This window comes from Butyrivibrio proteoclasticus B316 (assembly GCF_000145035.1).
GTDB lineage: Bacteria > Bacillota > Clostridia > Lachnospirales > Lachnospiraceae > Butyrivibrio > Butyrivibrio proteoclasticus.
This window is the reverse complement of record NC_014389.1, coordinates 222,749-242,500: the sequence shown is the minus strand read 5'-3', so window position 1 is coordinate 242,500 and position 19,752 is coordinate 222,749. Positions and strand designations below refer to the sequence as shown.

Annotated in this window: 16 protein-coding genes; 14 read left to right on the top strand and 2 right to left on the bottom strand. The window is 40.6% G+C overall.

Features of this window, described 5'->3' with window-relative positions; genetic code table 11:
• Positions 1–11 precede the first annotated feature (11 nt).
• The 5 genes from BPR_RS17755 to BPR_RS21005 all read left to right on the top strand — a co-directional run bounded on the left by BPR_RS17755 (position 12) and on the right by BPR_RS21005 (position 5,458).
• Complete coding sequence (locus BPR_RS17755) at positions 12–938, top strand: hypothetical protein (RefSeq protein WP_013282887.1); 927 nt, start codon at positions 12–14, stop codon at positions 936–938.
• An 86-nt stretch (positions 939–1,024) separates the two neighbouring features.
• Entirely contained in the window at positions 1,025–1,393 is a 369-nt protein-coding gene (locus BPR_RS17750; protein ID WP_013282886.1) for a hypothetical protein, read from the top strand.
• A 43-nt stretch (positions 1,394–1,436) separates the two neighbouring features.
• Positions 1,437–3,755, top strand: coding sequence for a DNA topoisomerase (locus BPR_RS17745; protein WP_013282885.1), 2,319 nt, complete (start codon positions 1,437–1,439; stop codon positions 3,753–3,755).
• A gap of 19 nt (positions 3,756–3,774) precedes the next feature.
• Positions 3,775–4,413 (top strand): hypothetical protein, encoded by a 639-nt coding sequence (locus tag BPR_RS17740; RefSeq protein ID WP_013282884.1) that lies wholly within the window; start codon positions 3,775–3,777, stop codon positions 4,411–4,413.
• Between the two features lie 259 nt (positions 4,414–4,672).
• Positions 4,673–5,458 (top strand): hypothetical protein, encoded by a 786-nt coding sequence (locus tag BPR_RS21005; protein WP_013282882.1) that lies wholly within the window; start codon positions 4,673–4,675, stop codon positions 5,456–5,458.
• A gap of 37 nt (positions 5,459–5,495) precedes the next feature.
• Here BPR_RS21005 and BPR_RS17730 read toward each other — a convergent pair whose 3' ends face one another.
• Positions 5,496–6,179, bottom strand: coding sequence for a metallophosphoesterase (locus tag BPR_RS17730; RefSeq protein ID WP_013282881.1), 684 nt, complete (start codon positions 6,177–6,179; stop codon positions 5,496–5,498).
• 33 nt (positions 6,180–6,212) lie between these two features.
• Here BPR_RS17730 and BPR_RS17725 point away from each other — a divergent pair, with 33 nt between their 5' ends.
• The 9 genes from BPR_RS17725 (at position 6,213) to BPR_RS17685 (ending at position 19,307) form a co-directional block, all read left to right on the top strand.
• Positions 6,213–8,075, top strand: a complete 1,863-nt coding sequence (locus BPR_RS17725) for an ATPase, T2SS/T4P/T4SS family (protein WP_013282880.1) — start codon at positions 6,213–6,215, stop codon at positions 8,073–8,075.
• A gap of 133 nt (positions 8,076–8,208) precedes the next feature.
• A complete protein-coding gene (locus tag BPR_RS17720; protein ID WP_013282879.1) occupies positions 8,209–9,393 on the top strand; it encodes a ParM/StbA family protein in 1,185 nt (394 codons plus the stop codon).
• A gap of 1 nt (position 9,394) precedes the next feature.
• Positions 9,395–9,949 (top strand): hypothetical protein, encoded by a 555-nt coding sequence (locus BPR_RS17715; RefSeq protein WP_013282878.1) that lies wholly within the window; start codon positions 9,395–9,397, stop codon positions 9,947–9,949.
• A 16-nt stretch (positions 9,950–9,965) separates the two neighbouring features.
• The gene (locus BPR_RS17710; protein ID WP_013282877.1) at positions 9,966–10,385 is read left to right on the top strand and encodes a hypothetical protein; all 420 of its coding nucleotides are present in this window, start codon (positions 9,966–9,968) and stop codon (positions 10,383–10,385) included.
• A gap of 121 nt (positions 10,386–10,506) precedes the next feature.
• The gene (locus BPR_RS17705) at positions 10,507–11,697 is read left to right on the top strand and encodes a HipA domain-containing protein (RefSeq protein WP_013282876.1); all 1,191 of its coding nucleotides are present in this window, start codon (positions 10,507–10,509) and stop codon (positions 11,695–11,697) included.
• Between the two features lie 4 nt (positions 11,698–11,701).
• Positions 11,702–17,188 carry a putative sodium/potassium/calcium exchanger gene (locus BPR_RS21000; protein ID WP_013282875.1) on the top strand — a complete coding sequence of 1,829 codons (5,487 nt, stop codon included), beginning with the start codon at positions 11,702–11,704 and terminating at the stop codon, positions 17,186–17,188.
• A gap of 53 nt (positions 17,189–17,241) precedes the next feature.
• Positions 17,242–17,889: a uracil-DNA glycosylase gene (locus BPR_RS17695; RefSeq protein WP_013282874.1), complete on the top strand. Its 648-nt coding sequence runs from the start codon at positions 17,242–17,244 to the stop codon at positions 17,887–17,889.
• A gap of 16 nt (positions 17,890–17,905) precedes the next feature.
• Positions 17,906–18,718 carry a hypothetical protein gene (locus tag BPR_RS17690; protein ID WP_013282873.1) on the top strand — a complete coding sequence of 271 codons (813 nt, stop codon included), beginning with the start codon at positions 17,906–17,908 and terminating at the stop codon, positions 18,716–18,718.
• Between the two features lie 175 nt (positions 18,719–18,893).
• Positions 18,894–19,307: a hypothetical protein gene (locus BPR_RS17685; protein ID WP_013282872.1), complete on the top strand. Its 414-nt coding sequence runs from the start codon at positions 18,894–18,896 to the stop codon at positions 19,305–19,307.
• A gap of 64 nt (positions 19,308–19,371) precedes the next feature.
• Here the strand turns inward: BPR_RS17685 and BPR_RS17680 are convergent, their stop codons facing one another.
• The gene (locus BPR_RS17680) at positions 19,372–19,605 is read right to left on the bottom strand and encodes a hypothetical protein (protein ID WP_013282871.1); all 234 of its coding nucleotides are present in this window, start codon (positions 19,603–19,605) and stop codon (positions 19,372–19,374) included.
• Positions 19,606–19,752: the final 147 nt, after the last annotated feature.

The window sequence follows — 19,752 nt, the reverse complement described above, 5'->3', positions numbered from 1 at the left end:
AGGAGAAAATCATGAAAAAGAAACTAATGCTTGGCGTTTTGCCTCTTTTGATGGCATTTAATATTTCAATGCCTGTTATGGCAGCAGATATGACATCTGCGACAGATGAAGCTACAACACAGATAAGCATAGAATATCCGGAAGGATTCGTTCCCGATAATGAAAAATATAAGACTAAAGAAGACCAGATAGAAGAAGCCATGGATGAAGCTTCTGAAAGAACCAGCACTCAGGAAGGTGAACTCTGGGGAGGATATTCTTCCTATCAGGAATATCTTGAAGCAACTTCAGTCACTGAGCTTACTGAAGAACAGGCTGCTGCCGGATATTCAATAAATGAATATGGACAGCTCGTTGACCCTGAGGATAATGATCCATACTGTGAAGTTATAATGGATGGCGTTCAGCCAGGTAAAAATACGGGATATGTAAAGATAGAGATGACTACAGATTCCGATATCCACGAAGAAGTATATGTGTACGTAATGCATATGGGCTCATATAAGATTTATGGATGCCATTTATATGAAATCAATGAATATTCTTCACAACTCTGCCTTCCTGCAGGAGAATATATCTTGGAACAGGCAGGACTTACACTCGACGGTAAGGGCCGCTTTTATTCAGATGTTAAGCAGTTTACTGTTGAAAGAGCCGGAACAACTATTTTGAAGTTTGAACTTAAGGATAAGGATATGCTTGTAAAGGATATGGCTACATCAGATAGTTCCGGTATTGAAGAGGATGCCAGTGCAGGTGTGGATGCTTCCATAGATAACGCTATCCCTGAAAAGCAGGTAATAACAGATAAGGCTCCCGAAAGGAAAGTTTCTATTAGTTCCATTATTTTCTTTATTATCTTTATTGGCATTATCATTTATGGAGTATATCGATTTGCTCCAAGGAATAAGAAGAATACAAGAGGATTTGACGACTAATCTGTGCAGATTTTTTTAATAAGGCCTTCGCTCGCTAGAATTATTGTGACGTTAATGTGACATAATATGCAAGCGGAGGTTTTATTATGCGTTCAGAAACTGAAATTTTAAGCATTGCGAAGACTGCAATGAGCATGGATTATAAACCGAATGACAATCTGGATGACTATTATCCTTCAATGGATGATTTTGACCGCTTAGGAGTTGAAAATGCCGACGGTGAAAAAGACTATAGTGAACATGAGATTGCCTTCTTAGTTTGGTCCCAGCAGTCATCAGAAATAAAATCCCTTAATAGCGAACAGCTCGAGTGTATGGAATACGGTTCGCAGCTTCTTGCCAATTATATGCATCGCAATTACAAGGGAATGAGGGAGAAGGAAAAAGCACGAGAGTACGAAGACCTCTCGGATATCCTGGCTTCTTACCAAAATAAGTGGAAGAACCGTAAATGACCCAAATATAAGACAAAATAGATAGCCGAGGAGTTTTTAATTAATGGGAAAATCATTATTTATTGCAGAGAAACCAAGCGTTGCGGCAGAGTTTGCCAAGGCGCTCGATATGCCGCTTACAAGAAAGGATGGCAGATACGAAGATGACGATAACATCGTTACATGGTGCGTGGGACACCTGATCGAAATGAGTTATCCGGAAAAATATGATCCTGAACTTGCAAAATGGAATCTCGAGACCATTCCATTCATTCCAGACAGATTTAAGTATGAAGTAAAGAAAGAAGTAGCAGACCAGTATAAGGTAGTTAAAGAGCTTTTAAACAGGTCCGACGTATCCAAGATCTACTATTCAGGTGATAGCGCGAGAGAAGGAGAATATATACAAAGGCTTGTCCGCCAGGTGGCAGGGCATAACCCCTCTGCAGAAGAGTACCGAGTATGGATCGACTCCCAGACAAGAGATGAGATCTTAAAGGGAATCCGTACGGCACATGAGCTTTCATATTATGATGCGCTTTCAGATTCAGCTTATGCTAGAGCCATTGAGGATTATCTTGTAGGAATCAATTTCTCAAGAGCACTTTCTTTAAAGTATGGAAATCTTATGGCCAGGGCTGTTGACAACAAGTATAGGGCCATTGCAGTAGGACGAGTAATGAGCTGCGTACTTGGAATGATAGTGGCAAGAGAAAGACAGATCAGATCCACAAGCATTATCCCTTTTTATGGGATTAAGGCCAAGATGGGCGATTCAACAACAGCTGACTGGAAGCTTGTTGAGGGTTCACAGTTCTTTAATTCTCCCGATAATTATGAGAATAAGGGACTTTTAAAAAAAGAAATAACAGAGCAGCTCATAGCGCAGCTTAACAGCCAGGGGACTTTAACTGTTGTTGATAAAAAGCAGTCTGTAAGTAAAAAGGCGGCTCCACTTTTATTCAACCTTGCCGAACTTCAGGCTGAGTGCACAAAAAGGTTCCACATAAGCCCCGCAGATGCGTTGCAGTGTGCACAGAACCTTTATGAAGCAAAGCTTACTACATATCCAAGAACTGACGCCAGAGTTCTTACAACAGCCATTGTAAAGGAAATAGATAATAACGTTTCTGGTCTATCAAATCTTTCTACTTATAAGGAATATGTAGATAAGATTCATGGACAGGGATGGCTCAATAAGCTTTCCGAACCTAAGTGCAAGTACGTAAATGATGCTGCTGTTGCAGACCACTATGCTATTATCCCTACAGGGCAGGGCTTTGATGAACTTTCAAAACTTTCTGGAATAGATAAAAAAGTATACGATCTCATCTGTAGAAGATTTTTATCAATCATGTACCCTGAAACGATATATGATAAGCTTGCAATGACATATAAGGCGGGAACGGAAACATTTGCCGCTAACTACACAGCAATAAAAGAAGAAGGATTTTTGGAAGTGGCAGGGAAAGCGACTTCTGAAGATAAAGAAAAGGAAGAAAACGAAGGAAGAGCTTTAATGGATGCAGCTCTTGCGCAGAGCGGAACAATCCAGGCGAGCTTTGAGCTTCACGAAGGAAAGAGCCAGCCTCCAAAAAGATACACAACAGGTTCGATGATCCTTGCAATGGAAAATGCCGGCAATCTTATTGAGGACGAGGAACTTCGTGAACAGATAAAAGGATCCGGAATCGGAACATCTGCTACCCGTGCCGAGGTTATTACAAAGCTTGAAAAGAACCAGTATATTGTTGTAAATAAGAAGACTCAGGTAATACAGCCGGCTGTATTTGGAGAGATAATTTATGATATCCTTCAGCAGGCTGTGCCTCAGATCCTTGTACCGCAGTATACCGCAAGCTGGGAGATGGGACTCCAACAGATCGTAGACAAGAAGATTACAAAAGATGTTTATCTTGGCAAGATATACAATTATGTGCGTCAGGGAACAGGTTCTATGAAGCAGTCAGATTTTTCCGCACAGATTGAAGCAGCGGTTGCAAAGCTTAAATCAATCTATCCTGAGATTGGGAAGGCAGCAGCTGTAAACGACGTTATTGGGCAGTGTCCAAACTGTCAGGGTGACGTAAAGGCAGGTGGATTCGGCGTTTATTGCACAAATAAGTGCGGAATGAGCTTTGGATATGCGTTTGGCAAACAGCTTACTCCTGAAAATGTAAAGGCGCTTCTTGCAGGTAAAAGAGTTCTCTTAAAAGGTCTTACAAGTAAAAAAACTGGAAATAATTATGACATGTATATAACTGCTGTTGGAATTGAGCCATATTCATATATGAAAAAAGATGGCCAGAAGGCTGAGGGTGCTCAGTTCAAATTTGAAACCGAGCTGCCGGAGTTTAAGAAGTCAAAGTTTAAGAAAAAGTAATAAAGGAGAATAAAAAGTTATGGAGATGGAAAAGAAGCAGTCAGATAACATGGTGTTGATCATTGGTAAGATTCAGTCGATCTATCCAAAAGAGCATAGTAAGATTGTAACAATAAGAGTTGCAGCAAGAGGACCCAAGGGCGCAGCTGCTACAACATACCCAAAAGTATATTGTATGAATTCTGAAAATACAGGAATTGACAATTTCTTTGTTGAGGACAGCGTTCAGATTACTGGACATATCAGTAATTCAAGAAAGGTTCGCCCTAATGGCTCAGTATTCTTTTCTCAGGGAATTATCGTGGATAAGATTGAGAAAAATGAGTCACTCTTCCAGTCAAAGCTTGGTGTTGACGGATGGGATGGCATTGGCATGCAGCCAGCTTCTCTTGTATACCTTCACGGCAAGGTAGAAAAGATCGTTCAGACAAATGCAAAGGCGATCGAGATAAGGCTTAATGCAGTACAGGCAGGACATAATAATCATGTTTCCGTGACAACATTTGACAGAAATGTGCTCATGATCGCTCCTGGCGATACAGTATCTATCTGGGGCAGGGTAAGCACAAAGCGTGTTGTAAATGGTGAAATAAAGCGCTATTACCAGAATATTGTTGCTCAGAAGATTGAAAAAGATGAAGAGCTATTAAAAGCATAATAAAGAAAAGGGAGGTGGACGCCTCCCTTCTTTATTTGCGCAGAAAGAGCGCATTAGTTATTTCTTCTTAATTTTATCCATAATATATGCAGCTATTGTGTGGATTTGTATTTCAGGAGGAAATAACAATGGTTTCACTTTACAAAAGGCGCGGACTTATATCTGCATTAACAGTAGCGCTCATGGTAACGAGCATGAATATCAATGTTCTTGCATCTGCAACAGTTCATTACGAGAATCATTGAAAGGAGCGGGAAATTTGAAAATACATATAGCTGCCATACTGATTACTTCAAGCATATTGTGTGCTGCGTGTGGTAAAAAAGAAGATAACTGGCTAGATGAGAATGGCGCAGGTTGGCAGGTATGGCAACCAGAAGATACCGATGCTTCTGTAGATATAAGTAAGATGCCTGCCGGTGAAGAAACACAAGGTTATGATAAGCAGGAAAGTTCTGAACTTGAAACGGGATTGCCAGATGAGGCTGAGGAAGTGTCAGATAATAAAGAAACCAGCGAAGAAGAATACCGCAGCGAAAGAATTGACGTCGAAAAGTACTATGAAGAGAACGGCACTATTATCTCAAGGATAGATGCAGGCACATCACAGGGTGTTCAGACGGAAACAGAGGTTATCGCAGAGCTTTCGGCCAGAGGACTTGAAATGGTTGAGCTGACAAGCGAATATTCTATAAGTGGGAAATATCATTCTCCTGAATATATATCGAATTCTGATATAAAGCATCCCGCATATCAGGGATATTACAGCATGTCAGAGGATTCGTTTTGGACAATTTCTATGATAAACGGACAGATAACAGCATATCCGGTATTATATAATATGCAGTCTACAAAGGATGCACCGCTGATGATAGCCGAATCAAAGCAGATAATGGGCTATGACAGCGCGACAAACAGTTTTTATGAGACTATTCCTGATGCAACTACACTTATTGTTCTGACAGTGGATAGAATCGATGCAGATACGCTTAACGCACTTACAATAGATGTGATAGATAATTTGTATGAAGAACAGAATAAGTAAATCTGGGAAGGAGCTAGATCAAAAAATCTAGCTCTTTTTAGGTGATATAAAACGCTTCCATCGTATCTATGCAGAAAACTGCGAGCCTGCTGTCATTATAAAGATTTGGGAACCCACATCCGCAGTCAATATCAATGATATTATCAAAGATAAATATACCACTTGCATCAAAATGCTGAGTAGGGACATGGCCAATGATATATGTTTTATCTGGTTTATAGTTGGCTATGCTTGCATATTTGCTACTTTTAAATGGTGAGTGCCATGTAACATATCTTATGGTTTTCTTATCAGCATCTTTATAAAGGATATCCTTCCCATCTTCAGGAATTCCAGAATGTAAAAGTACAAAATTATTACCGTTTAGTGTTATCGTTTTTATCAGAGGGCAGTCTTTCAAAAAAGAAAGTATATTTTTCTGCACAGAAAGATCTTCTAAAGAAAAAGCATTAAAAGTTACCTCGCCGCCGTTCTGAGCGCATGTCCAGATATCCATGCATTCGCTATCACCTTCAACAGCTCTTATCAGCATATCTTCGTGATTTCCGATAAAAAGTATCACATTTGTTTGCTCCATAATATCAAGGATGATTTTAATTCCATCAGGGCCTCTGTCTATCACATCCCCAAGAATATAGAGAATATCTTTATCCGTAAGGATAGATAGGGCTTTCTTGTATTTTTGATAGTCTCCGTGAATATCAGAACATACATAAACCATAGTTAACCTCTTTTATATAAGGAGTAAATTGAAATGCCATACTTAGAATATAACCTAAAAAGGATAGCAAATCCAAATGATTTTGATGCTTATCAGCAGGAACTTGAACATGCTTATGAGCATTTTGTTTTCATGCCTGAAAGCGGCCTGTTAAAGGATGCCTGGATGCAGACAATGAATATTCTCCTTCCAGGTAAAGCTGAGGATGACACAATTGCCGGAAGATTTACAGTTGTTCTGCATGCAAAGGCTACAGAAGAAAAGGGTAAAGCATTTGCAAAAGCCGTTTACAACCAGTGTGTTGAGATATTCGGCATGGATAATATTTTTGCATGTTTTTGCAGTATGGATGATCACTTCTATGCAGAAGATGCCGCTGATGGCGATGATACAGATGAGGAACAGCTTCAGATTATCTGCACTGTATATATGGTGCCTATTCAGAAGCGCATCCCAAACCTTGCGCCATATGCTGATTCTTTTAAGCATCAGCCAAAAAGAAAATATGTAAAGCAGATAGAACAGGCAGTAAAGAAAGTATTTCCTGATCTGCATACTATCGCTGATGATACAAACCTTACTCCGCAGGAACTTGGCTACCAGGCAAGGCTTATCGACTTTAAGCCTCATCAGGAAACAAAAAGCGATATAAAGCCTCTCAGATATACTGCAATTGATCCGGATTCACAAACACAGACAAATCTCGCGTCAGACCAGATAAGGAAGATCATAAATGATACTGTAGCATACTTCACAACAGGCCCTGAGCGTACATCATTCCAGTTGGCACAAACAGGAGAATTATCAAAGAAGAAGTTTTTCAAGCTCCTTGAAGAGTATCTGGACAAGAACCATGACGAACTATCTAATATAGACAGAGAATTTATCATGAAAAAGCTTGATAAATGGGCATATGGCTTTTATCTTCTCGATCCACTTATTGAGGACGATGAAGTATCTGACATTATGGTTATAAATCATGACAGGATCAGGGTAAAGGTAAGAAACGGCAGATTTACAGCAAATTTAAAGTTCCTTGATAAGACCGATTATGAGATGTTCCTGTTGGGACTTGGCGCGAGAAACCATCTTGATTTTACTCAGCGAGCTATCCATGTATTTTCAGACATCACGACAAGCTCAAAGTTCAGGCTTCGTATGAATATTGCAACACCGCATATTACATCAGATGGCGAGCCTTATTTCCATATAAGAAAGATTGCAAAACAAAAAAGGGACTTTGATTATCTGCTTGACGCAGGAATGCTGGATAAGACAATCATGAATTACCTGATTGACAGAGCAAGATATGGCCCAGGACTGGTATTCTGCGGAAAGGGCGCATCAGGCAAGACAACAATGATGAATGCCCTTCTTGATAAGATTGCTTACAACAAGTCAGTTCTTGTAACTCAGGAGTCAGAAGAGCTCTTTAGCAATGTGCATCCACACATCATGTTTGAGCATATCACAATGAGCTGTCCTGACCCAAATCAGAGATACGATCTCTCACACCTCGCACGTAATGGGCTTTTGACAGATCTGGATTACTTCGTTATAGGCGAGATCAAGGGTGGAGAAGCTGCGGACTTTATGATGGCCGCAGATACTGGACATCAGTGCTGGTGTTCTGTGCATGCCCCAAGTGCCAAGGAAGGAATATCAAAGCTTGCCGACTATGTCTGCTCAGCAACAACATATTCGCTCGACCAGGCAACAAAACTTTTAAGAAGCCTTGGAACAGTCGTGTTCATGAAGAACTTCAGAGTCTGCGAAATCGTTGAGATTTCCGGATGGGATGATGAAAAGAAGGAACTTATGTATACTCCGGTATATCTTCAGCCCGGTATTCCACATCCTGACTTTGAAGATCTGTTAAAACAGCATGCTGTCTAATGAATATGCAAAATAACAAAGCAAGATTTTGTTTTGTGCAGAAAAATACATAATAAGGCAGTAACGATATAAATAAGGTATTAGATATGAGATATGTCTGACCTTTTAGGAACAAAAGGAGTCAAGATCAATAATGAATACAAAGGATTACAAAATCAAAACAATATTTAAGGCCTGCAATAACAGACCTTCCGTAGAGCTAAATGCTAACGTATGGAATATCGGTATAGATATCGGCTATTCAGGCGTAAAGGTAATGGCTCCAAATACACTTGTATGCTTCCCTTCATTTGCAAGAGAAGCGCAGGGCAGCACATCTTTTAATTTGAGCGTTGCCCCAGAGGATAACACTTCAATAAGATATAGAGATGAAAATGGCCAGGAATGGCTCGTAGGAGCTGCTGCTCAGGATTCAATCTCTGCATCTGACACAACTGCAGGTTCATTATCTGCATATGGAAGGCACCGCTATTATTCACCAATGTTTAAGGTGCTCTTTAGAACAGGCATTGCCGCAGGCCTTACACAGAATCAGTATGGAGACCCGGAAGGTAAGCTTATCAATATCCAGACAGGTCTTCCTCCAAGATATCTTAATGATGAAACAGACCTTAGAGATGTGATCATGACAGAGCATCATTTTGAGGTTAAATTTGGAGATGGTCCTTGGAAAAAATATGATATCGACCTTAAGTCTGATAACAATATTATGCCAGCACTTGCTCAGCCAATCGGAACGCTGGTTTCTATCGCGACAAATAAGAATTTCCAGCCTTCACAGAGTGCTGCTGCGTACTTTACTCAAAAGATGCTTCTTATGGATGGCGGATTTGGAACAATGGATTATGTTCCTATCAAAAAGGGACAGGTTACGCTTGCTGAGTGTGAAACTGATGAGACACTTGGAATGAAAAGGGTTCTTTCTGATACTGCAACTGAAATTTTTAAGCAGTATGGTTTTGAAGTATCTGTCCCAGCAATGCAGCAGTATCTGGAGACAGGAGTTGTTCCTGCAAAAACGGGCAGGGTATACAAGAAGATGCCTTTTGACGAGCTGCTTGAAAAGAATAGCAGAAGGATTTGCGAGCTGGCCATCAATAAGGCTATGGATGTATATCCTCTTCAGGAATATCACGGACTTATCATTACTGGCGGCACATGTGCAGCTTGGAGTAATTTCATAAGAGAAAACGAGTTCTTTAGAGAAGGCGATGTCATCGAGATCATTTCCGGCAATCAGGGTGATCCTGATCTTCCATACATTTTTTCAAACGTTCGCGGATACTATATATTCGGAATGACTAATTACAGAGGCTGATATGAGAATCAGGATCCGAATTTATGCAGATAGAGAGCCCGACCTGTATGCACTTTATGAGGCAGCTGGGCCAAGCCTTACCCGCAAGATATTTAAGCAGGCTATTTCCTCGTATCTTACAGGAGAAAAGTATGACATCAGGGTAAGCGGAGCAGTATTTAATCCTGTATATGGTGTCCAGAACCCTATGTTTGATATTTCTGTGGCTCCACAGTTTGATGCAGAACTTGATAAGCTTCCAGATAGGAGTATATCGGCTTTTGCAAAAACACTAGTAAGGTTTTATGCGTTTAAAGATATAGTGGCTGCTTACGGGCTCAATAAAACAGTAGTATATGATAACGGACAGGCAATTAACGATATAGCTCCGGTTATTCCTCAAAAGAAAGAGAGGCCTAAAGAAACTGCTCCTATAAAATCTGTAGAAGAAAAACCTAAAGAAGTAGAAAATCAAATAGAGGAAAGTAAAGAAGCTCCAAAAGAAGACATTGATGAAGTAAACAATTCAGACCTGAATAGTCTGGCAAGTTTATTTAGCGGCCTTAAGATGGTCTGATGCAAAAGGAGATGCCATGAACGATAAGAGTAAGGTTTTTAAAGACAAGATCCAAAAGCAGGTACAGGAAATTGCACAGGAGTGCATCCATCAGGGCATACCATTTTTTATGGCGTTTGCTACCGGCGATGATTCCGAGAAGAAGGGAAGATTAAAGCTTGAGACACTGCCTTATATAGCGGCTACTGCAGGCCTTCCGGAAACCTTAAATATTGAAACAGATGATCGTAGATTTGCAGATTTTGTTAATGTACTTAATGGGTTTGAGACCGTACCACCTCATGATAAGTCGAATTTTGAAGTAGATATGGCTGATTTGATGCCGGATTTTCCTGACGATGATTACATTCCTGAGGAAGCAGAAGAAGTTTCTGAAGAAGTGAAAGAAAAGCCAAAGAATAAGGCAAAGTCAACAAAGGGCAAACCCAAGAAATAATTTTAAAAATAAATATTATTTTCAGCACAGACCGGTATTAAGCCGGTCTGTTTTTATGTATAAATTTATCTGCTTCTGCTTTATCCATAATATCTAAAAAGCGTTTTAAAGAGGATGATTTATGAAATTTATCATGATGTACCACGACGAAAAAATCGCGGCCATAGAAATAGATAAAGATAGATTAAAAGAGGGTGAGAAATTTGTCATTGAATATAAAACATATAATGATATGCTTCTCCCATTTGCTATAAAGCAGGCAATAACAGAAAGAAAACTAGAAGAATTCGAAGCGTGGTTTAAACACCGCATCATTCCCTCCTACAGAAAAAATATTGGGCTTCTTGCCAAAGAACTTAAAAGCTATCCTGCCGCATGGACGGTGAAGGCTCATGGAGCATCTCTTACAGACGGATATTGGATAAGAAAAGAAAGAGAAAAGGTAACTTGGAAAGAAGTATCCTGCTTTGATAAGAAGTTTGATTATTCAATTGGAAATCTGACATTCGGGCTTACATCAGGCCGTTATAACTATAATACGCCGGATATAACTACTGCGGGAGCGATGCCTAAAACATGGAGATTTAAAGATGGAAGGACATACCTTATCAAATACGGCTCAGCTCCGGATTATCTTGAGCCATACAATGAAAAACTCGCTACTGAGATTTTAAAGAGAGTATGCCCTGTGCCTTTTGTGACATACGACCTTGTTCTTATAAAGGGGCATGTATGCAGCATATGTGAAAACTTCATGTCTCCGGATCTCGAACTTGTAACAGCTGCTGATCTTGCAAGAACGGATATAAGACCTTCGTATCTTACAACCAATATGTACATCAGGGAAAGATGTAAGAGCTTTGGCATTCCTGATCATAAAACATTCTTAGATTACCTGCATTTTGCAGATTACATTATAGATAACAAAGACCGTAATCTTGGTAATTACGGGTTCTTATATTCGCCGGGAAAATGCGAGTTTCTAGGACCGGCGCCCATATACGATAACGGAGCTTCATTTTGGACGAGTGATTATCCAGACATACCGTCTTTGGATGTACATGCAGAAAAAAATAAAGCAAAAGAGCTTTTGACAGATCTTTCGGGACACTTTGCTCCTTCGCTGGAAGCACTTGGAGATATTGCAGATATAGCTGGACAGCTATACGAACAGGCCCCGATTTCAGATAAAGCAGTAAAAAAGATTACAGAAAATTTGAATTTCAAGCTTGATGTTTTTGAGCACGAATATGAAAGATCGAAAAGACATCATAGACACGAGCATGAACAGGAGCAGGATTTAGAAAGGTAAGAAAATGGACGAGACCAAGATTGCATCTGCGGTTGAAAAAAGACTGTTTAAAATCTTCCAGCAGATGGTAACTGAATGGAGCATTCAGCGTAAGGAACATCTAAACGCACAGTTTAAAGCGGATGCTCTTGAGGATAGTGGCAAATTTGCTGCAATGAAACAGGATGTCATCGATCATCCTGATAAATACAGAAGCCTTAGCCTTGAATTTGGTAATGAGCAGGAGTTTGAACAGCTTCTTAAGGATAATGGCATCCAGTATCTTCATGTCGAAGGCTCTGCTGCTGAACATGAGCCCGGAGGATATATTATCTCCAATGATGATTATGAAAAGATAAAGAATGATCCAAGGATCCAGTTTAATCATCAGTACACCAAGGAACAGGAAGAAGAATACAAAAATTCCCAGGGCGATGATGAACATGATGATGACGAAAGAGATGATAATGACCCTCATGAAGAAAAACCAGGGGAAAATGACGAAAAGAAAGACCCTCATGACAACAAGGGTGATCGCAGTGAAGATGAAAAAGGCGATGAACCTCATCCAGAAGAGACCCCCGGCGAACATGATGAAGATGAAACCCATGACGAACAGGAATCTCATGAAGATGAAGAACCTGTAAGCCCTGAGGAGTCTGAATCCGAAAGAGCGGATGATGATAAAGAAAATGAATCACATGGTGATGATGAGATAGGAGATGAAGAAGAGCCTTCTTTAGGTGAGGATTCCAAGGATGTTACCAGCGAGGAGGAAATAGACGAGGAACATGAGCTGGGAGAAGATGAGCATTCTGAAAACGAGGAGCCTGAAGAATCTCTGGAAGAAACTCTTGAGGAAACTCATGATGAGGAAAACTCAGAAGAATACGAAGAGCCCTCAGAAGAATATCCACAAGATGAGCAGGAAGTCCAGGAAGATGTTCAAAACGAGGAACCTGGTGAGGAACCGAATACTACAGAAGAACAGCCTGAAGAACCTCAAATAGAAGAGCCGGCTGAAGAAAATACAGATGAGAATATCGAGGATACTTACGAAGAACCGGAAACGAACGAGCCCTCAGAAGAAACTCATGATGAAGATAATCAGGAAATATATGATGAACCTGTAGCAGATGCTCCCCAGGAATACCCTGCAGAACAGACATATGAAGAGCCTACCGCCGAAGAAGTTTTGCCTGAGCCAGAACATGAAGAATATCCTGCAGAAACTGAAACATATGACTCACAGGATATATCAGAAACAGAGGAAAATGAACCGGGAAGCTCAAGCGCACAGGAAGATATTGCCGAGGATTATTCATCTGTAGAAAACGATTCACATATAGATGATACACAGGGCGATTCAGCTGCCAAACAGTCGTTTGATAATGAAGCTGAAATGATGGCTCGCGAGGAAGAAGAACTTAGAAAGCTTCAGGAATATTATGCCGCTCAGGCGCAGGACCAGAATCCTCCAGGCGGACCTCCAAATGGACCGGAAAATAATAATTCTCCAACGCCTCCTGACGACCCAAACGATTCCCAGATGCAGGCTATGGTAGATAACCCTTACGATAGCTTTGGCATGGCTATTGCAGCCGGGAACTCTGAAGATACGCCATTTGTTGTGTCTGATGATATCCTTATAGATAAAAACAGTGGCCGTTCAAGAGATTCGTTTGAAAAGGCTACTATGGATGCGCTGACCGGAGATGCGAAAGATGCCGTTGACAGTTCATCATACGGTACTGGTATGACATATCTGGAACAGTATGGCGCGAGTGTAGATTCACTTTCAGCCGGACTTGGTGGAATCCTTGAAGTAAGAGATTCAATCCAAAACAATCTGTCGCAGCGTGACATTGAAGTAATGTCAATGCTTATGATGGATACCGACTCCAACTTTAAGGGATTTAATTTCTCGACAGCAACTGCAATGGAGCAGTCTGGCGATGATGTGATGAAATTTCTTAAGCAGAATAAATATGTTGAATCGCATAGTATTCCCGGCTTTAGAGGTACAACCGTTGCGGATGCAAGGCAGCAGTATGGAAGAGATCAGTATGGTGCAAGCACACTTCGTGTAGGTGGAAGATATGTAACCGGCGACCGCAATGCTGCCACAAACCACGAATTTGCTCTAAAAAATACTCAGCATCTTGCAAATAAGCATAACATGGGACTTAAAAAAGGCGACAGGGCTTATATAACACAGTCAGATATCGTCCATCTGCACCAGTCCCTTACTGCAAATAACGCAAGAGCGGTTAAAGACTTTACAAATGCCTTCGATGCTCATAAAGCAGGAAAAGATGCTAACGACAGAAATGTCGGAGGCGGAAAGCTCTTTGGTATAAAGAATAACGCCCAACTTAAAAAGGCCATGAATCAGGATGAAACATATCAGGCGCTGAACAAGCCTGCAATGCTTCTTTCCAGAGCTGACCAGATTGCACAGGGTGGTACACAGATCCTTAGTATTGTCAATGAAAACAAGGCTTTAAGATACACAAGACGTCAGAAATCATATCAGGACAGAATAAAAAGGCTTAAAAAGAGAGGTGCCCCTCAGGATCGTATCGATGCTGCAAGAAGAAAAGCAAAACAGATGAAGGATGCTAAAAAACAGGCACGAAGAAGAGCCGATAGGTGGGCAGATAGAAATGAACGTATCAAAGGTCTTAAAGGAAGAGCCAAAAAGCATTTAAAAAATGGCGCCAAAAGAGTATTAAAAAGAACACATGTCGGAAGAGCTATACTGCGCGTGAGAGCTATCCAGAATAATATCAGAATTGCCGTGGTTCAGAGATTTAGACGAACTCTTATGGGAAGGTTTTTTTCTGGGTTCTCAAAGTTAAAAAGGGCCATTATAAGACATATAATCACATTCCTTAAACCTTTTATTGGAATGATCGTTGCTGCTATATGGCTTTATATCAAGTTTGCAATAGGACTTCTTAGTATAGCGCTTATCCTCGACATGATCACAGGATTTTTCTTTGCAAACAGCGATGAAGAGGATGACCCAAGATATGAAGAGATACAGTCGACTATCATGGGTAATGTATATTACGGCCTTTTGGAAAATGAGGCTTCATGGGCACATTATTTAAAATTCGAGCTAATTAAGCCAGGCGATGCCCTGCATCTTGATTTCCTGTCAGGCAAGTATTCAGACTGGCTTCCTGACGGAAACGTAGACTTTGATCACTTCAGAATGAGTTCTGAAGATTACGTAACAGAGATTATTGAAACGGAATATCAGCTCGAAGAATGGGGCGAAGGATTATTTGACGGAGCCTATACACAATCAGGAGCTGCAAAAGGACCGGAGCCATTTCCTAATGCGCCGGAAGGCTCAAATACAATTGAGGATCCGGGAGCATATAAATGGATAAGACTTCTCGACGGTGGCGTCGAAGTAAGGTTCAGGGGAATTGGAGATGTTTCTGCAGGTCTTACAAGCAATGTAAAAGAGATTGTAGCAATGGCAATGACCGCGCAGACACAAAGCGATAAAGCTGCTGAAGATTATGAATATGCGGAGGATGATTTAGGGGAATCTAACAACTTCTTAAAAAAAGCAGGAGTGTTTGCATCAAGAGCCTGGAATGCGATTAAAAAATTTGTGAGTGCAGCGGTACAGGGTATCGCCAGAGCTATAAATAATCTTTTGAGAACAATCCCAGCATATGATGACTGGTGGGTTCAGCAGGTTGAAAAACAGCGAACTAAAATGTACATGCTTTACTGTGCTCCATTATTTAATTACTCCCATACTGAGGAATATTCTCTTCAGATGGCACTTCATCCAACTCTCAGAACAATGGAGACATGGGCAGCAGAGCACCCGGAAACACTTTCTACTGATCAGGGAGAACAGGATACTGCATATACCTGGGGTGAAATGTGTTCGGGCATTGTAGACCAGAGAGAAACTGATCTGACAGGATATTATGATGAAGCAGCTGGCGATTATCTTGGTACTAAAACCGGACCAAGAGACAAAGTCCCAAGTGGCAAGCCTAATTACCATGGCTACGGATGCAAGGAGTTTGATCAGTTTGCTTATAAGTATGACAGCGATAATGACCTGTACTACGAAGACGAGTATTGTCCATCAGTTGAGCCTGCTGCAAAAGCAAGCCCTGAAATGGAAAGTGATGTCTGTGTCGCTCCTGGAAGTGATGGTGAAAGATGGGTTCAGGTAACTGTCGAATATGGTAACAGCGATTGCTGGTTATATGTTGGAGTTGTTGCCGATGATGGTAATGTCGAAGCAGAAGCTACTTGGAGTCCAGATGAAATTCCATTCGTAACCGAGGTTGTCGGAGACAGTTATGGTTATTCAGAAATCTATAGTCCAGACGGCGGAATGACATATGTTGTAAAGGTATTAAAAGAGCTCGTAGACAGCTATACAGACGAAAATGGCGTAGAACATAACATCTATCATGTTTATGAGTATGCATGGTCTCATAACTGCCAAGCCGATCATACCGGATACTACTGTGGCGGACATTTCAAGGTTATTGTTACTGGCGGTGTATATCACATGACAAAGGCTATGAGAATACACGATAAGACACAGTATACTTCAAAGATGACTGAAGAAGAGGAGATCGCAGAAGCAGTAGAAGGCGGACTTATCAACGAACATGCTGCATATGACGATGAAGGAAATGTTAAAGCTACTTTCCATACTCTGTACGATAATGAAACAGGAGAACCATTTTATGTAGAATATGTAGGCGGAGATATTGAGGAGCCTACCCAGCAGGCAAGAGATGCATCAAGAGATCTGTTTGATGTAGATGCGTCATTTACCCATAAATATGGTACCGTTTCAAAGTGGAGTCCATCTGCTCAATCTGCTGATAACTTTATTGGATGGGATATCATACATATAGATTCTGCAGCAAGTAAGCTTGATGATAACTGGGAAGATCTTTATAACATCAAGATGACAGGAACTGTCGGTGGCGAAAATGACGGAACTGCCACAGGCCTTGCTACACAGATTACAAATTCCGAACAGATTGAAATTCTTGCAAGACTAGATGAGTTATATAAAGACGATCCGTCATGGCCAGCAAGAAGAAATGCAATAGTTACCGCACTCAGATATGTTGGAAAGATCGGATACTCACAAAAACATCACGGAGATTCACTTTCAGATGGAGGTCTTAATGACTGTTCAGGATATGTATCAAGATGCTGGTATGACGTACTGCAAAAGACATATTCTACAGCAAGCTTCTGGTCATCAGGACTTCCTCACAGAAAGTTTGATGGCGCGATAAAACCCGGAGATATCCTTCTTCACTATGACGGAGCTATCGGAGATGGCGCGGGAGATCATGCCCTTATCTACATAGGTATTGATCCTGTTACAGGAAAACATGTAAGTGTAGACTGTACAGGAGGCGGAACGTATTACAGAAGCAGAAGTGATTCTTATTATCAACAGTGCTACTACATTCCAATGGACTTAGTCCTTGGCTTATAAGCCTTATGCAGGCGCCAACATGGCGCCTGTTTTTAAGGAGTAAAGGAAAAATTATGAACTGGGAAGAATTTCTTGAAAAAGAATTAAAGACTGAATATGGGATAAGCCTTAACAAGTTCCTTGAAAAGGAAAGGAAAGAAGCAGAAGTATTTCCATGCGAAGAAGATGTGTTCAAGGCTTTTGACAGGTGTCCTTTAGAGGATATTAAGGCCGTCATCATTGGACAGGATCCATATCCTACCCCCGGTGATGCTATGGGGCTTGCCTTTTCAGTTAATGAAGGACAGAAACCACCAAGATCTTTAAATAATATCTTCAAAGAACTCCATAATGAATTTGGGGGAGTTATCAGAACTAACGGAGATCTTTCAGACTGGACAAAGCAGGGCGTATTTTTGTTAAATACAGTACTTACTGTCCGTTCGCATGAAGCTGGTTCCCATAGGAAACATGGATGGGAGACTATCACAGATAATGCCATAAAACTTATCGATGGGCAGGAACAGCCGATTGTTTTTATGCTCTGGGGTAATGACGCCCAGAGAAAGGAAACTTTACTTACAAACAAGAATCATCTTGTACTAAAGGCGGTACATCCAAGCCCGCTATCTGCAAGAAGGGGATTCTTTGGATGTGATCACTTTATAAAAGCCAATGAGTATCTTACCCAGAACGGCAAAGAACCGATCAAATGGATGTAAAAGGAGATATACAACGATGAAAAAGAAATTTATATGCACCCTGATTGCTTTTTCTGCAGTTCTTACAGGATGTGGTAATACTGCAGAGCTTTCGGCAGATCAGGCCAAGGTACCTCTTGTGCAGGCACAGCCAACAGTAAAGCCTGGGGAGGCGGCAGCTCTTACAGATTCATCAGAAAGCGTTTCAGAGCTTAGCCTTGACATGGAAGCAGAGGAAATCGTTAGGGAAAAAGGGTTTGTAAAAGAAACAAGAGAGCTTGGCAATGATGAAAAAGAACGTCTGGTAAGTTCTTTTAATGAGCTTATGGACAGTGACGGAGTAATGATAAAGACAAGCGAAATGGAAATGGCGTTTAACCAAGATGCCAGTATTACGTATGGGGCTGTTTACGGCAACGATAATAGCCTTGTTTATTCAATGTATACTGATGACGCCGGCTCTTACCTTAAAGTTAGTGAAGGCGAGGGATATCATATATATTATGCTCCAGATACAGCTGAGGGATTTACTGTTTCAATGGGAAACGGAGCTGTAAAGGAAGATAGCCTTGAATTTGTTGGAGTTTTTACAGACGAAGAAAGCTATGATGTTGTAAAAGCAGAAGTGACTTATGATGATGGTACATCTCAGGGAATGTATCTGTTTTTTGACAGGCTCGAGAATTTCATCGGATATACATACAACATTGAATCTGTAGCTAGTGAAAATGATATTGCAGTATGCTCAAGATGGGATTCTTCCCGTCCTTCAGAGTTTGAGAACTTCGAAGATGTAGTGACATATGCAGATCTTACAGTAAAAATGACAGAAGCTCTTAGCAGAGCATAAGTACATGCACCCGGCAGAAATCTGCCGGGTTTTTTTACGGTATTTTATTATTTTTAAGAAGAGACATATTGAAAGTGTTAATTAATGTAAGCTGAAACATTGATGGAAAATAATATGTAGAGAGGCGGTTGTCAGCACCGTATTTTGTGAGCCTAAAGGGCAGGAGGATAATAAAATGATAGAAATTAATTACATTGTACTTGAAAACATGCTTTGTGACATGGCTGGTTCAGAGGAACTTGCAAACTTCCAGAAGAGTCTGACTTACTATATAAGAACAGACAAAAAGCTGTCAAAGGTACTCTATCCTACAGGATATGGCAAAGGATGGCAGAATACTTCTTCTGAAGACCCTGATGCTGTAAGAGAGCAGCTTGGACGTGACATCGACAATGCTTTTACCAACCTTACAATTCTTAAAAAGGTTTATAAGCAGAAAAAGAACGCAAGACTGTTCGATGGAGTAATCGGATGTTCAAGAAAAGAATGCTCCGAAGAGGAGTGGGTATCATTTCGTGAAGCAAAGGCGGAGGTTTTAGACCAGGTTATTTCATACCTAATGGTCTCAACATATGCTGCCGAAGCATGAATCAATAAGAAATAAAAATAAAACGCTCTGGTTTCCAGAGCGTTTTTGCATGCGACTATTTATTTTACTCCTCATAAGCTGCCTGAATAGCTTCTCTAAACAGTGCTGCTGGGGCTTCCTTTCTATCGAGGCCGTTCTTTACGCGGATCTCATCTCTATTTTGACGCCTTAAAACATCAAGGCTGTGTGCGCCAAGTTCTCTGTCATCATCTGCGATCTCTCGCATTACCTGCTTTTCATATTCTGTAAGTTCTAAATCTTCTGTATTTCTTGTATTAAAGTCAACGATCTTGCTCATTGGTAATTCCTTTCATAACATAAGTTGTATTTCTATATTGATAATATACCACATATAGTTTCCGGTATATTTTTCTGCACAGATTTTATTTTATTTTATATGAAACATAATACAAATAACTTCTTAATGTCAGTTATATAGATATTA